At 63.0% G+C, this 14,967-nt stretch carries 13 protein-coding genes; 11 read left to right on the top strand and 2 right to left on the bottom strand.

The window, feature by feature from the left end:
* Position 1: 1 nt before the first annotated feature.
* The 7 genes from lpxB to C8C96_RS18590 all read left to right on the top strand — a co-directional run bounded on the left by lpxB (position 2) and on the right by C8C96_RS18590 (position 8,384).
* Positions 2–1,165: a lipid-A-disaccharide synthase gene (lpxB, locus tag C8C96_RS18620; RefSeq protein ID WP_121944089.1), complete on the top strand. Its 1,164-nt coding sequence runs from the start codon at positions 2–4 to the stop codon at positions 1,163–1,165.
* Entirely contained in the window at positions 1,131–1,763 is a 633-nt protein-coding gene (rnhB, locus tag C8C96_RS18615) for a ribonuclease HII (protein WP_108498900.1), read from the top strand. The genes lpxB and rnhB overlap by 35 nt, the downstream gene beginning before the upstream one ends.
* Before the next feature lie 20 nt (positions 1,764–1,783).
* Positions 1,784–2,557, top strand: a complete 774-nt coding sequence (locus C8C96_RS18610; RefSeq protein ID WP_121943261.1) for an RNA methyltransferase — start codon at positions 1,784–1,786, stop codon at positions 2,555–2,557.
* A 265-nt stretch (positions 2,558–2,822) separates the two neighbouring features.
* Complete coding sequence (carA, locus tag C8C96_RS18605) at positions 2,823–3,986, top strand: glutamine-hydrolyzing carbamoyl-phosphate synthase small subunit (protein WP_121943260.1); 1,164 nt, start codon at positions 2,823–2,825, stop codon at positions 3,984–3,986.
* Positions 3,986–7,231, top strand: a complete 3,246-nt coding sequence (gene carB, locus C8C96_RS18600) for a carbamoyl-phosphate synthase large subunit (protein WP_121943259.1) — start codon at positions 3,986–3,988, stop codon at positions 7,229–7,231. The genes carA and carB overlap by 1 nt, the downstream gene beginning before the upstream one ends.
* A 201-nt stretch (positions 7,232–7,432) precedes the next feature.
* Positions 7,433–7,909, top strand: coding sequence for a transcription elongation factor GreA (gene greA, locus C8C96_RS18595; RefSeq protein WP_056067220.1), 477 nt, complete (start codon positions 7,433–7,435; stop codon positions 7,907–7,909).
* Positions 7,910–7,937: 28 nt separating this feature from the next.
* Positions 7,938–8,384 (top strand): DUF4149 domain-containing protein, encoded by a 447-nt coding sequence (locus tag C8C96_RS18590; RefSeq protein WP_099732064.1) that lies wholly within the window; start codon positions 7,938–7,940, stop codon positions 8,382–8,384.
* 79 nt (positions 8,385–8,463) lie between these two features.
* Here the strand turns inward: C8C96_RS18590 and C8C96_RS18585 are convergent, their stop codons facing one another.
* Both C8C96_RS18585 and C8C96_RS18580 read right to left on the bottom strand, forming a co-directional pair.
* The gene (locus tag C8C96_RS18585; RefSeq protein ID WP_370107400.1) at positions 8,464–9,195 is read right to left on the bottom strand and encodes a glycosyltransferase; all 732 of its coding nucleotides are present in this window, start codon (positions 9,193–9,195) and stop codon (positions 8,464–8,466) included.
* 44 nt (positions 9,196–9,239) lie between these two features.
* Positions 9,240–9,713, bottom strand: a complete 474-nt coding sequence (locus C8C96_RS18580; protein ID WP_056067223.1) for a YhbY family RNA-binding protein — start codon at positions 9,711–9,713, stop codon at positions 9,240–9,242.
* A 105-nt stretch (positions 9,714–9,818) separates the two neighbouring features.
* On the opposite strand from C8C96_RS18580, the gene C8C96_RS18575 reads away from it, so the two are divergent.
* From C8C96_RS18575 to glmM, 4 genes are all read left to right on the top strand, one after another.
* Positions 9,819–10,484, top strand: a complete 666-nt coding sequence (locus C8C96_RS18575; RefSeq protein ID WP_056067225.1) for an RlmE family RNA methyltransferase — start codon at positions 9,819–9,821, stop codon at positions 10,482–10,484.
* Between the two features lie 171 nt (positions 10,485–10,655).
* Positions 10,656–12,575 (top strand): ATP-dependent zinc metalloprotease FtsH, encoded by a 1,920-nt coding sequence (ftsH, locus tag C8C96_RS18570; RefSeq protein ID WP_056067227.1) that lies wholly within the window; start codon positions 10,656–10,658, stop codon positions 12,573–12,575.
* Between the two features lie 123 nt (positions 12,576–12,698).
* A complete protein-coding gene (gene folP / locus C8C96_RS18565) occupies positions 12,699–13,529 on the top strand; it encodes a dihydropteroate synthase (RefSeq protein WP_121944088.1) in 831 nt (276 codons plus the stop codon).
* Positions 13,530–13,619: 90 nt separating this feature from the next.
* On the top strand, positions 13,620–14,954 hold the full coding sequence (gene glmM, locus C8C96_RS18560; RefSeq protein WP_116749507.1) for a phosphoglucosamine mutase: 1,335 nt from the start codon (positions 13,620–13,622) through the stop codon (positions 14,952–14,954).
* The last annotated feature ends 13 nt before the right edge of the window (positions 14,955–14,967 follow it).

Raw genomic sequence — 14,967 nt, 5'->3', positions numbered from 1 at the left:
GATGGCAGATTCCCCTCGCGTCGCCATGGTGGCGGGCGAGACGTCGGGCGACTTGCTGGCGGGCTTGCTCATCGATGGCATGCAGGCGCATTGGCCCGGGCTGCAATCCTGCGGCATTGGCGGGCCGCAGATGGCGCGCCGCGGTTTTACTGCCTGGTGGCCCAGCGACAAGCTGGCAGTGCACGGCTACAGCATGGAAGTGCTGCGCCGGCTGCGCGAGCTGCTGGGCATTCGCAAACAACTGCGCGAACGCCTGCTCAAGGACCGCCCCGACGTGTTCATCGGCGTGGACGCTCCCGATTTCAACCTGGGCCTGGAGGCCGATTTGCGCGCTGCCGGCATCAAGACCGTGCATTTTGTGTGCCCGTCCATCTGGGCCTGGCGTGCGAATCGCGTCGACAAGATCTGCCGCAGCGCGGACCATGTGCTGTGCATCTTCCCGTTTGAGCCAGAGCTGCTCGCGCAGCACGGCATTGCCGCCACCTACGTAGGTCACCCGCTGGCGGGCGTGATTCCCATGGTGCCGGACCGTGCAGCCGCGCGTGCGCAATTGGGTCTGAAGGATGAGGACGAAGTCCTGGCCATCCTGCCGGGGAGCCGCTCCTCCGAGATCCAGTACATTGCCCAGCCATTCTTTGAGGCTGCAGCGCTAGTACTTCAAGCGCGACCAGCTATTAAATTGATAGTGCCTGCAGTGCCCGCACTGCGTGACCGCATCGAGCAGTTGGCGCGCGCGTGCGGTTTGGGCGATGCCTTGCAAATCACCACGGGCCAGTCGCACACGGTGCTCGCAGCGTGTGATGCCACGTTGATAGCCAGCGGCACCGCGACGCTGGAGGCCGCGCTCTTCAAGCGGCCCATGGTCATCGGCTACCACATGCACCCGCTCAGCTGGTGGCTCATGCGCCGCAAGCAGTTGCAACCCTGGGTGGGCCTGCCCAACATCCTGTGCCGCGAGTTTGTGGTGCCCGAGCTGATCCAGGACGCCGCCACGCCCCAGGCGCTTTGCGCAGCCACGCTGGACTGGCTGGACGCAAAGCACCAAGATCCCCCAAAAATTGCAGCCCTGGAGCAGCGCTTTACGGCGCTGCACGAGAGCCTGCTGCGCAACACTCCCCAACTGGCTGCCGATGCGATCCAGAAAATCCTCGCTCCCGCTGCCTGAGCAGGCCTGCCTGCCCTGGCATCCGCCCGGCCTCGTGGCTGGCGTGGATGAGGCTGGCCGTGGCCCCCTGGCCGGGCCGGTGGTGGCGGCGGCCGTGATCCTGGACGACCTGCACCCCATTGCTGGACTGGCCGATTCCAAGAAACTCACCGCCGCGCGGCGCGAGAAGCTCTACGACGAGATCCGTGCCAAGGCCCTGTGCTGCAGCATTGCCGAGGCCAGCGTGGAAGAGATTGACCAGCTCAACATCCTGCAGGCCACTCTTCTGGCCATGCGCCGTGCCGTCATGGGGCTGCGGCTCAAACCGGCCATGGTGCTGGTGGACGGCAACCGGCTGCCCGTGCTGGACGTTCCTGCGGAGGCCATCGTCAAGGGCGATGCGCTGGTGCCGGCCATCTCGGCGGCCTCCATCCTCGCCAAGGTGCACCGCGACCGCTGGTGCGCGCAGGTGCATGACGAGTTTCCGCAGTACGGCTTTGCCGGCCACAAGGGGTACGGTACGGCCGTGCACATGGCCGCCTTGCGGGAGCACGGTGCCTGCATTTACCACCGGCGCTCGTTTGCGCCGGTGGCCCAGAACCTGCGCGCCGGATCCTGACCGCGCGCTGAAAATTTGCCATGACCTCCTCGTCCGTGACCTCCATCCATTCCCGCGATAACACCTTCGTCAAGGATTTGCGCCGTTTGGCCCAGGATACGACGGCCTACCGCAAGCAGGGCCGTGTCTGGCTTGAAGGCGATCATTTGTGCCGCGCTGCGCTCGCACGGGGGCTGCGGGCATCGGTGGCGGTGTTTTCGGAGTCTTTTTGGCCGCAAGCGCAGGTGCAATATGCTGGTGCAGCTACAAAATTCATAGTCCTTGCCGATGCACTTTTTGCGGACGTGAGCGGGCTGGAGTCGCCCGCCTCGATGGGTTTTATCCTGGACTTGCCCGCACCGGCTTCACTCCAGGCCAATGCGCCCACCGTGGTGCTGGACAGGGTGCAGGACGCGGGCAATGTGGGCTCCATCCTGCGCAGCGCCTCGGCGTTCGGGTTCCGTCAGGTGGCCGCCATCAAGGGCAGTGCCGCGTTGTGGTCGCCCAAGGTCTTGCGGGCGGGCATGGGGGCGCATTTCGCACTCGACCTGATCGAGGGGCTGGCGCTGGACGACCTCGCCGCCCTGCAGGTGCCGCTGCTTGTCACCAGCTCCCACGCGGGCGACTTCTTGCACCGCGCCGCCTTGCCCTGGCCCTGCGCCTGGGTGATGGGCCACGAAGGGCAGGGTGTCAGCCAAGCTCTGGAAGATAGGGCTTCGTTGCGCATCCGCATCGCCCAGCCCGGTGGCGAGGAGTCGCTGAATGTGGCTGCGGCTGCGGCCATCTGCCTGCACGCGAGCGGAGCAGGGCGCTGACGCTGTCTGCGCCCGCATCGGTGCTGTGGGCGTCCAAGGCGAGCTTGGGGATCGCAGGTCATAGACGCTGGTATCAGGGTTATGCAAGGCGTGCATTGCAGAGGTGTCAGCGACGGAGGGTATAATCGGGAGCTTTTCTCGCAACAGCGTCGCCCGACCGCACCCAAAGCAACAACCCATCTGAGAGCAGCCATTGGCACCATCGCGCTTCGAGTGTGCGAGTGGTCTGCAGGCGCCGGGCGACCGTAACCATCCGGAGAACCCAGTGCTTTTGTCTCTCAAGGGAAACTTCCCGCCCGCCATCCTGGCGCTCGCAGACGGCACGGTCTTTATCGGTAACTCGATCGGTGCCATCGGCACCACGGTCGGTGAAGTGGTGTTCAACACCGCCATCACCGGCTACCAGGAAATCCTCACCGACCCCAGCTACTGCCAGCAGATCGTCACCCTGACGTATCCGCACATCGGCAATTACGGCGTCAATGCGGAAGACATCGAAGCCGACAAGGTCCATGCTGCAGGCCTGATCATCAAAGACCTGCCCCTTCTGGCCAGCAACTTCCGATCCACCGAAACGCTTTCGCAGTACCTCGTGCGCGAGAAGACGGTGGCCATTGCCAACATCGACACCCGCAAACTCACCCGCCTGCTGCGCGACAAGGGCGCGCAGAACGGCGCCATCCTGGGCCTGGCGGCTGGTGAGGCTGTGACGCAGGCGCGCATCGACGAAGCCCTGGCGGCTGCCAAGGCCGCGCCCAGCATGAAGGGTCTGGACCTCGCCCAGGTGGTGACCACCCCTGCGACCTATACCTGGGACCAGACCGAGTGGAAGCTGGGCGAAGGCTATGGCACACAGGCTGCCCCGCGCTTCCACGTGGTGGCGTACGACTTCGGCGTCAAGAAGAACATCCTGCGCATGCTGGCCGAACGTGGCTGCAAGCTCACCGTGGTGCCCGCCAAGACGCCCGCGGCCGACGTGCTGGCGATGAAGCCGGATGGTGTGTTCCTGTCCAACGGTCCTGGTGACCCAGAGCCCTGCGACTACGCCATCGAAGCCACCCGCCAGATCGTTGATGCAGGTGTGCCCACCTTCGGCATCTGTCTGGGCCACCAGATCATGGCACTGGCCAGCGGCGCCAAGACCTTCAAGATGGACAACAGCCACCATGGTGCCAACCACCCGGTGAAGGACCTGGACAACGGCCGCGTGAGCATCACCAGCCAGAACCACGGCTTTGCCGTGGACATGGCCTCGCTGCCCGCCACGCTGCGCCCCACGCACATCAGCCTGTTCGACGGCACGCTGCAAGGGCTGGAGCGCACCGACAAGCCTGCGTTCTGCTTCCAGGGCCACCCCGAGGCATCGCCCGGCCCGCACGACATCGCCTACCTGTTTGACCGCTTCACCGCGCTGATGGAGAAGAAATAATGCCAAAGCGCACAGACCTCAAATCGATCCTCATCATTGGCGCCGGCCCGATCATCATCGGCCAGGCCTGCGAGTTCGACTACTCCGGCGTGCAGGCCTGCAAGGCCCTGCGTGAAGAAGGCTACAAGGTCATCCTGATCAACAGCAACCCTGCGACGATCATGACCGACCCGGCCACCGCCGACGTCACCTACATCGAGCCCATCACCTGGCAGACGGTCGAGAAGATCATTGCCAAGGAACGCCCCGACGCCATCCTGCCCACCATGGGCGGCCAGACTGCGCTGAACTGCGCGCTGGACCTGTGGCGCAACGGCGTGCTCGACAAGTACAAGGTCGAGTTGATCGGTGCCACACCCGAAGCCATCGACAAGGCCGAAGACCGCCTGAAGTTCAAGGACGCCATGACCAAGATCGGTCTGGGCTCCGCGCGCTCCGGCATTGCCCACAGCATGGACGAAGCCTGGGCCGTGCAAAAGACCGTGGGTTTCCCCACCGTGATCCGCCCCAGTTTCACGCTGGGCGGTACCGGCGGCGGCATTGCCTACAACCCCGAAGAGTTCGAGACCATCTGCAAGCGCGGCCTGGAAGCCTCGCCCACCAACGAGTTGCTGATTGAAGAGTCGCTGCTCGGCTGGAAGGAGTACGAGATGGAAGTGGTCCGCGACAAGGCGGACAACTGCATCATCATCTGCTCCATCGAGAACCTGGACCCGATGGGCGTGCACACAGGGGACTCGATCACGGTGGCCCCCGCGCAGACGCTGACCGACAAGGAATACCAGATCATGCGCAACGCGTCGCTCGCGGTGCTGCGCGAGATTGGCGTGGACACGGGCGGCTCGAACGTGCAGTTCTCGGTCAACCCGAAGGACGGCCGCATGATCGTCATCGAGATGAACCCGCGCGTGTCGCGTTCGTCGGCGCTGGCCTCCAAGGCCACGGGCTTCCCGATTGCCAAGGTCGCGGCCAAGCTGGCCGTGGGCTATACGCTCGATGAGCTCAAGAACGAAATCACCGGCGGCGCCACGCCTGCCTCGTTCGAGCCTTCCATCGACTACGTGGTCACCAAGATCCCACGTTTTGCGTTCGAGAAATTCCCGACGGCCGACAGCCGCCTGACCACCCAGATGAAGTCTGTGGGCGAGGTCATGGCCATGGGCCGCACCTTCCAGGAGTCCTTCCAGAAAGCCCTGCGCGGTCTGGAAGTGGGCGTGGACGGCATGAACGAAAAGACCCAGGACCGCGAAGTGCTCGAAAAGGAACTGGGCGAGCCCGGTCCCGAGCGCATCTGGTACGTGGGCGACGCGTTTGCCATGGGCCTGTCGGTGGACGAGGTGTACGACCTTACCAAGATCGACAAGTGGTTCCTGGTGCAGATCGAAGAGATCGTGAAAATCGAACTCGAACTCGACCAGCTCGCCGCCGACAAGGGTGATGCGGCATTGGCTGCACTGGATGCCGACACGCTGCGCACGCTCAAGAAGAAGGGCTTCTCCGACCGCCGCCTGGCCAAGCTGCTCAAGACCACCGAGAAATCGGTGCGCGAAGCACGCCGCGCGCTGAACGTTCGCCCCGTGTACAAGCGCGTGGACACCTGCGCTGCCGAGTTCGCCACCAACACGGCCTACATGTATTCGACCTACGAGGAAGAGTGCGAAGCTGCGCCGACGGACAAGAAAAAGATCATGGTGCTGGGCGGTGGCCCGAACCGCATCGGCCAGGGCATCGAGTTCGACTACTGCTGCGTGCATGCCGCACTCGCCATGCGCGAGGATGGCTACGAAACCATCATGGTCAACTGCAACCCTGAAACGGTTTCGACCGACTACGACACCTCCGACCGCCTGTACTTCGAGCCGCTGACGCTGGAAGACGTGCTCGAGATCGTGGACAAGGAAAAGCCACACGGTGTGATCGTGCAGTACGGCGGCCAGACGCCGCTCAAGCTGGCACTGGGCCTGGAAGCCGAAGGTGTGCCGATCATCGGCACCAGCCCCGACATGATCGACGCGGCCGAAGACCGCGAGCGTTTCCAGAAGCTGCTGGGTGACCTCGGCCTGCGCCAGCCGCCCAACGCCACGGCGCGTACCGAAGCCGAGGCTCTGGAAAAGGCTGCCACCTTGGGTTACCCCCTGGTGGTGCGCCCTAGCTACGTGCTGGGCGGCCGCGCGATGGAAATCGTGCACGAGCAGCGCGACCTGGAGCGCTACATGCGCGAGGCCGTCAAGGTGAGCAACGACTCGCCCGTGCTGCTCGACCGCTTCCTGAACGACGCCATCGAGTGCGATGTGGATTGCCTGCGCGACCCCGAAGGCAAGACCTTTATTGGTGGTGTGATGGAGCACATCGAACAAGCCGGCGTGCATTCGGGCGACTCGGCCTGCTCGCTGCCGCCGTATTACCTCAAGCAAGCCACGGTGGACGAGCTCAAGCGCCAGTCGGCTGCCATGGCCGAAGGCCTGAACGTGGTGGGCCTGATGAACGTGCAGTTTGCCATTCAGGAAGTGGATGGCAAGGACGTCATCTACGTGCTGGAGGTGAACCCCCGCGCGTCGCGCACGGTGCCGTTTGTCTCCAAGGCCACCGGCATCCAGCTGGCCAAGGTCGCAGCGCGCTGCATGGCGGGCCAGTCGCTGGCTTCGCAGGGCATCACCAAGGAAGTGACACCGCCTTATTTCAGCGTGAAGGAAGCCGTGTTCCCCTTCGTCAAGTTCCCGGGCGTGGACACCATCCTCGGCCCCGAGATGAAGTCCACCGGCGAGGTGATGGGCGTGGGCAAGACCTTTGGGGAAGCGTTCGTGAAGAGCCAGCTGGGCGCGGGCACCAAGCTGCCGACGTCGGGCAAGGTGTTCCTCACCGTGAAGAACAACGACAAGCCCCGTGCGGTGGACATTGCCCGCCAGCTGGTGGCGCTCGGCTTCGACCTGGTGGCGACCAAGGGCACCGCTGCGGCCATCGCCGAGGCGGGCGTCCCGGTGGTGGTGGTCAACAAGGTCACGGAAGGCCGTCCGCACATCGTGGACATGATCAAGAACAATGAGATTGTCATGGTCATCAACACGGTGGAAGAGCGCCGCAATGCGATTGCAGATTCGCGCGCGATCCGCACCTCATCGCTGCTGGCCCGCGTGACCACCTTCACCACCATCTTTGGTGCCGAGGCGGCCGTCGAGGGCATGAAGTACCTCGACAAGCTCGACGTGTATTCCGTGCAGGAACTGCACGCTCAACTGGCTGCCTGACCGGGTTTTTGCGGTGGCTTTTGCCACCGCAAACACGGCATAATTGCAGCCGAACTAACACCGCCGCGCGGCAACGTGCGGCGGTTTCCTTTTGTAGATGTGCCATGTGCACCCGCCCGTGTTTTGCGGGGCGCAGCGTGGCGACAGATCGGTGGAAGTGCATTGCACTTTCACCGTTTTGACTTGTGGAGACTCAATCTCATGGCCACCATTCCAATTACCAAGCGCGGCGCCGAAATGCTCAAGGAAGAGCTGCACCGACTCAAGACCGTGGAGCGTCCCGCTGTGATCTCGGCCATTGCCGAAGCGCGTGCGCAGGGCGACCTGAGTGAAAACGCCGATTACGACGCAGCCAAGGACCGCCAGGGCTTTATCGAAGGCCGCATTCAGGAGATCGAGGGCAAGCTCTCGGTGGCCCAGGTCATCGACCCCAGTGCGGTCGATGGCGGCGGCAAGGTGGTGTTTGGTGCCACGGTCGAACTGGAGGACGAAGAGTCGGGCGACACGGTGAAATACCAGATCGTCGGGGAAGACGAGGCGGACCTCAAGCGAGGCCTGATCAATATTTCCAGCCCCATCGCGCGTGCCCTCATTGGCAAGGAGGAGGGCGACACCGCTGAGGTGCAGGCCCCCGGTGGCATCCGCCGCTATGAAGTGGTGGCGGTCAGCTACCAGTGACGGTGTGATGGCTGCCATGTGGCTGGGCATGCGCCCGCGACTTCCGGCTCTCGTAGCGGCCTTGTGGTGGGGCAGTCTCACCACCATCGGCTTTTTGGTGGTGCCGCTGTTGTTCGCCTCTCTGCCATCCCCTTCCCTGGCGGGACAGATGGCGGCCCGGCTGTTTGCGGCGCAAACCTGGGTGGCTGTGGTGTGCTGTGTGGTGCTGCTGCTGCTGTCCAGACCTCGGCATGGGGTGACCCAATATCCGTGGGCACGCGCTGCCATGCTGTTCGTTCTGGGCGGCCTGCTGCTGGCGTTGCTCAACCAGTTTGGTGTGGCGCCCCGCATTGTGGCCCGGCAGGACTTGCGTCTGTGGCACAGCGTGGGGACAGTGATGTACGCGGTGCAATGGGGTTGTGCCTTGGCAGTGTTCTGGCAAACGCTTCGGCCCGGAGCGCACACGGCAGTGGAAGAGCGGTCCGCCAGCGATTGACGGTCAGGCAAGCGACTCGCTGACAGACCTACTGCGGCGTGGACTTTTCTTTTGAGGACAAGCCTGCCCGCCGCCGCGCCTATTCGTGCCAGTGTTCCGCCACCCAGGTAGCTGGACGGATGTAGCGGAAGCGGCGGTTGCGCCTCCCCGCCAGCGCATCCGGGGGATTGCATTCCCCGTGAAAAATCACGATGCGCGCGCCGTCGGGCACAAACGGAGCGCGCCAGTAATTGGTGGGCCACGGCGGTATCCCGTGGTACTTGAAACTGGGGCACCATGCAGCGGGCCAGTATTGCAGCTTGCCCTGCTTGTGCAAGAAGTCGGACAGGTAGGCCTGTTCGTTGCGAAACTGTGCGCGGATCTCCGCGAAGTGTTCGCGAAAATACGCCAGCACATCAGGATGGGCGCCAAGCTCGAAGCGGTAGACCGACGAGTTTCCCGTGATACGCCATGGGCGCTTGTAGTCGTGAATGATCAGGAATTCGCCGGGCTGGGTGAAAAAATCATCCAGGCTGCCGGTGATGACCACATCCACGTCCAGAAACAGGGCGGTGCCCCGCAGGCCATGCAAGTCTGCGCTGAACGTGGCCAGCTTGGTCCAGCCCCGCTCGGGAATGCCGGGCGGTAGATCCAATGCAGGAATGGGCAGGCATTGCACTTCGCTACGGATTCCGGTGCTGTCATCGGTGAGGCAGACAAAACGGAAGTCTCCGCTCAGATGCCGGCGCACCATGGCGTACAGCCGGTTGACGTATTCGGGGCCGTATTTCGTGCCCCATTTCATGCAGAGGATGTGGCGCGTCGGCGCCATGCCGGCAGGTGCTGCAATGGTTGCAGATGCTGCTTCAGCGGTCATCAGTCAGCCTGGCGCTTCTTGATGGATTTTTGCTTGGGCTTGGCGCGCTTGATTTGGCCGCCTGACGTGAGGCGCTGGTTGCCGAGCACACGCAACTGCTTGATCTCGGGGCGCTGACCACCCCGTTTGCTGTACTTCAGCACCTTGACATCGCGTGGGCCGGGCATCCGGTCTTCGTCGATGGTTCGCTCTTTGACAGGCTGGGGCCGCCACAGCACCAGCAGTTTGCCGATGTGCTGAATGGGTGCGGCGTTGAGTTCGGCAGTCAGCTCCTGGTACATCAGCTCGCGCGCCACGCGGTCGTCGTTGAAAACACGCACCTTGATCAGGCCATGGGCGTTGAGGGCGGCGTCGATTTCCTTCTTCACGGCAGGGGTGAGGCCATCGCCGCCGATCAGGACCACGGGGTCCAGGTGGTGGGCATTGGCGCGTTGTTCCCGGCGCTCGGCAGGAGTCAGTTGAATTTGGGGCATACCCGTATTATGTCTGCGGCCCGTGGTGGGGTGACTCCACCTCCCGAGTGCGGCAAGGCTTTCAAGTCACCAGCTACAGCGATTGTCGAGAGACAATACCGCCATATGAAAGTCAAAACCCAGAGCAAGAAGGTGAACAAGGCGTGGCTCAACGACCACGTGAACGACACCTATGTCAAATTGGCACAGAAGGAGGGTTACCGCGCCCGTGCCGCCTACAAGCTCAAGGAGATTGACGAGCAACTGGGCCTCATCAAGCCTGGTTATACGGTGGTCGACCTGGGCTCCACACCGGGGGCGTGGAGCCAGTATCTGCGCAGGCGCATGTCGCCCGCGGGCGCCGCAGCGGGGCAGCTCAACGGGGTGATCATTGCGTTGGACATTCTGCCCATGGACCCCATTGAAGGCGTTACCTACTTGAACGGAGACTTTCGCGAGCCCGAGGTGCTGGAGCGCCTGGAGCAGGCGCTCGACGGCCGGGTGGTGGACGTGGTGGTGTCTGACATGGCGCCCAACCTGTCGGGCATCGAGTCGGCCGATGCAGCACGGATTGCGCATTTGGTGGAGTTGGCTGTGGATTTTGCGTGCAACCATTTGAAACCGGAAGGCGCCCTGGTGGTCAAGCTGTTCCATGGCAGCGGATACAGCGATCTGGTCACACTGTTCAAGCAGACCTTCAAGGTCGTCAAACCCTTGAAACCCAAGGCGTCGCGCGACAAGTCGTCAGAAACCTTCCTGGTGGGCATGGGGCTGAAAAAGCAGCCTGTCTAGGCTTGCCTCAGGTCAAGAATCCGTGAACTTTGGCTGCAAAGCCCGTGCTGATTCCATGGGCGTGAGGGGGAATAGAGCTGGTCCCGTGGCTTGAAAGACCTAAAATGGGCCGCACATGCGTGCCATGACGGCAGTGTGTCCGTTTTCTGTTCCCTGCAACTGGAGCCCCGCTTGAACAATCAGTGGTTTTCAAAAATTGCCGTATGGCTGGTCATTGCCATGGTGCTGTTCACGGTGTTCAAGCAGTTTGACACTCGCAGCGGCGCCAGTGCAGGCCATGTCGGGTATTCCGAGTTTCTGGACGAAGTCCGCAACAACCGCATCAAAAGCGCCACCATTCCCGAAGGGCTGAGCGGTGGCGAGATTGTTGCGGTCACCACCGATGATCGCAAGATCCGCACAAACGCTTCGGTGCTGGACCGTGGTCTGGTGGGTGACCTGCTGAATCACAACGTCAAGTTCGACGTGAAGCCTCGTGAGGAAGGCTCCTTGCTCATGACCCTCCTGGTCAGCTGGGGGCCCATGTTGCTGTTGATTGGCGTGTGGGTGTACTTCATGCGCCAGATGCAAGGTGGCGGCAAGGGCGGCGCGTTCAGCTTTGGCAAGAGCAAGGCTCGCATGCTGGACGAGAACAACAACCAGGTCACGTTCGCTGACGTGGCCGGCTGCGACGAGGCCAAGGAAGAAGTCAAGGAAGTGGTGGACTTCCTCAAAGACCCACAAAAGTTCCAGAAGCTCGGCGGCCGTATTCCCCGTGGCCTGCTGCTGGTGGGGCCTCCCGGCACTGGCAAGACCCTGCTGGCCAAGTCCATCGCTGGCGAAGCCAAGGTGCCGTTCTTCAGCATCTCCGGCTCCGACTTCGTGGAAATGTTCGTTGGCGTGGGCGCGGCGCGCGTGCGCGACATGTTCGACAACGCCAAGAAGAACGCTCCCTGCATCATCTTCATCGACGAAATCGATGCGGTGGGCCGCCAGCGTGGCGCTGGCCTGGGTGGTGGCAACGACGAGCGTGAACAGACCCTGAACCAGATGCTGGTCGAGATGGATGGCTTTGAAACCAACCTGGGCGTCATCGTGGTGGCTGCCACCAACCGCCCTGACATTCTGGACGCCGCCCTGCTGCGTCCAGGCCGTTTTGACCGCCAGGTGTATGTGACGCTGCCCGACATCCGTGGCCGCGAGCAGATCCTGAACGTGCACATGCGCAAGATCCCGATTGGTCAGGATGTGGCGCCTGGCATCATCGCCCGTGGTACCCCCGGCATGAGTGGTGCCGACTTGGCCAACCTGTGTAATGAAGCCGCCCTGATGGCTGCCCGCCGCAATGCGCGCACCGTGGAGATGCAGGACTTCGAGAAGGCCAAGGACAAGATCCTCATGGGTCCCGAGCGCAAGAGCATGGTCATGCCCGAGGAAGAACGCCGCAACACGGCTTACCACGAGTCAGGCCATGCGCTGATCGGCAAGTTGCTGCCCAAGTGCGACCCCGTGCACAAGGTCACCATCATTCCCCGCGGCCGTGCTCTGGGCGTGACGATGAGCCTGCCCGCACAGGACCGTTACAGCTATGACCGCGAATACATGCTAAACCAGATCAGCATGCTGTTCGGTGGCCGCATTGCCGAAGAAGTGTTCATGAACCAGATGACCACCGGCGCCAGCAACGACTTCGAGCGCGCCACTCACATCGCCCGCGACATGGTCACGCGCTACGGCATGACCGATGCCCTGGGGCCGATGGTTTACGCCGAGAACGAAGGCGAAGTGTTCCTGGGCCGCTCGGTCACCAAGACCACCACCATGAGCGAACAGACCATGGAAAAGGTGGACATGGAAGTGCGCCGCATCATCGACGAGCAGTACAACCTCGCCCGCCGCCTGATCGAAGAGAACAGCGACAAGATGCACGCCATGGCCAAGGCCTTGCTCGAATGGGAAACCATTGATACCGAACAGTTGGATGACATCATGGCGGGCAAGGAGCCTCGTCCTCCCAAGGACTGGACGCCACGCACCCCTCCCTCTGGTGGTGATAACTCCAGTGGTGGCACTCCAGCTGTAGCCACGGACACCGCACCGACGGCGGCCTGACCAGGCTCGCGGTCCAGCCGTCTGAACGGGGCCTTGTGCCCCGTTTTTCATGGGGACCATCGATTTTTCTTGCGGAATGCTTTGTCGAGCCGCTATTTCGAAATTTGCATGGGTGTGATCGGCATGATCTGGCAAACCTCTCGCTTCGCAATTGACTTGGTCCGTCCCCAGGTCATGGGCATCGTCAACGTCACTCCCGATTCTTTCTCCGATGGTGGGCGCCATGGCTCCACGGTTGCTGCGCTACGGCATTGCGAACAGCTGTTGAAAGAGGGCGCAGATATCCTGGATATCGGTGGTGAGTCCACCCGCCCGGGCAGCCCTGCTGTGCCGCTGGATGAGGAGCTGTCTCGTGTCGTTCCCTTGGTGCGTGAGGCTGTGGCGCTGGGTGTCCCGATTTCAGTGGACACCTACAAGCCGGAGGTCATGCGCGCTGTGTTGGATCTGGGGGCTGACATCGTCAACGACATCTGGGCCCTGCGGCAGCCAGGAGCTGCGGCAGCGGTGGCTGCGCACCCGCAGTGTGGTGTGTGCCTGATGCATATGCACCGCGACCCGCAGACCATGCAGCAGGCGCCCATGGGGGGGGATGTGGTGCCTCAGGTGCTATCATTTTTGCAGCTGCAGGCGCATAATCTACTAGCGCTTGGGGTCGAAAAGGCTCGTATCCTGCTGGATGCGGGCATTGGTTTCGGCAAAACGGTGGAACAGAACTTTGCGTTGCTGGCACGACAGTCCGAGCTATTGGCCGCTGGCTACCCGCTGCTGGCGGGATGGTCACGCAAGTCATCGCTGGGCACGATCACCGGGCTGGAGGTGAGCCAACGCATGGTACCCAGTGTGGCCGCCGCCTTGCTCGCGGTAGAGCGGGGCGCGTCGGTAGTGCGTGTGCACGATGTACGCGAGACGGTGGCGGCACTGGCAGTGTGGTCTGCGATGCAGCGATCTGGCTGAGGGGCCGGTGATTCGAGAGCAGGTAGTGGGGCGCCAGGTCCTCGCCTTTGACAACAACATACTGAGATCCGTACGAGGAGACGCCAGAACATGACACGCCAATACTTTGGAACCGACGGCATTCGCGGCACTGTGGGGCAGCCGCCCATCACACCGGATTTTGTGCTGCGCCTTGCCCATGCCGTGGGTCGCGTGTTACGCCGCACGGAAGAGCGGCCCACAGTGTTGATCGGCAAGGACACCCGCATCTCTGGCTACATGCTTGAAAGCGCGCTGGAGTCTGGCTTCAACTCGGCAGGGGTGGATGTAGTGCTGCTGGGGCCGTTGCCCACGCCAGGCGTGGCTTACCTGACCCGCGCCCAGCGCGCCAGTCTGGGCGTGGTGATCAGTGCCAGCCATAACGCCTACCCTGACAACGGCATCAAGTTCTTCAGCGCGCAAGGCACCAAGCTGTCGGACGCCTGGGAGCTGGCGGTGGAAGCCGCACTGGCCGAACCACCCGTCTGGGTCGATTCGGCCAGCCTGGGCAAGGCCCGGCGCCTGGATGATGCGGCCGGGCGCTACATCGAGTTTTGCAAGAGCACGTTTCCCCAGGACCTGACGCTCAAGGGCCTGAAGATTGTGGTGGACGCTGCCCACGGAGCCGCCTATCAGGTGGCGCCCAAGGTATTCCACGAGCTGGGTGCGGAAGTGCTGTCGATTGGCTGCGCACCCGACGGCCTCAACATCAACCACGAGGTCGGTGCGACACACCCCGACGCGTTGGTGCGCGCTGTGCGCGCGAACCGTGCCGACTATGGCATTGCCCTGGATGGGGATGCAGACCGGCTGCAGATTGTGGACGCCACTGGGCGGCTGTACAACGGTGACGAGCTGCTGTACCTGATGGCCGCAGACCGCATGGGCCGTGACGAGCACGTGCCTGGCGTGGTGGGTACCCTGATGACCAACATGGCGGTAGAGGTGGCGCTACTGGCCAAGGGAGTGAAGTTTGTACGCGCCAAGGTCGGTGACCGGTACGTACTGGAAGAACTGGCGCGCCACCACTGGGTGTTGGGCGGGGAGGGGTCCGGGCATCTGCTGGCTCTGGACCGACACACCACCGGCGACGGTTTGGTCAGTGCCCTGCAGGTGCTGCAGGCTTGTGTGCGCAGTGGCCGCACGCTGGCGCAGCTGCTGGCAGGCATCACGCTCTACCCACAGGTCTTGCTCAACGTCCGATTGGCGCCAGGGCAGGACTGGAAGGCCAACCGTTTACTGGCAGAGGCCACGCAGGCGGTGGAGCAGCAGTTGGGCTCCTCGGGCCGCGTACTGATCCGCGCCAGTGGGACCGAGCCTCTGCTGCGTGTGATGGTGGAGGCGCGCGACGCGCAGTTGGCCAGCTCTTGCGCTCAGCGCCTGGCCGACGCAGCCCGCGCGGGTTGAGGTCTTGGTCTAT

It is taken from the genome of Acidovorax sp. 100, from assembly GCF_003688355.1.
Classification (GTDB): Bacteria; Pseudomonadota; Gammaproteobacteria; order Burkholderiales; family Burkholderiaceae_C; genus Acidovorax; species Acidovorax delafieldii.
This window is presented reverse-complemented; position numbering and strand designations above follow the sequence as displayed.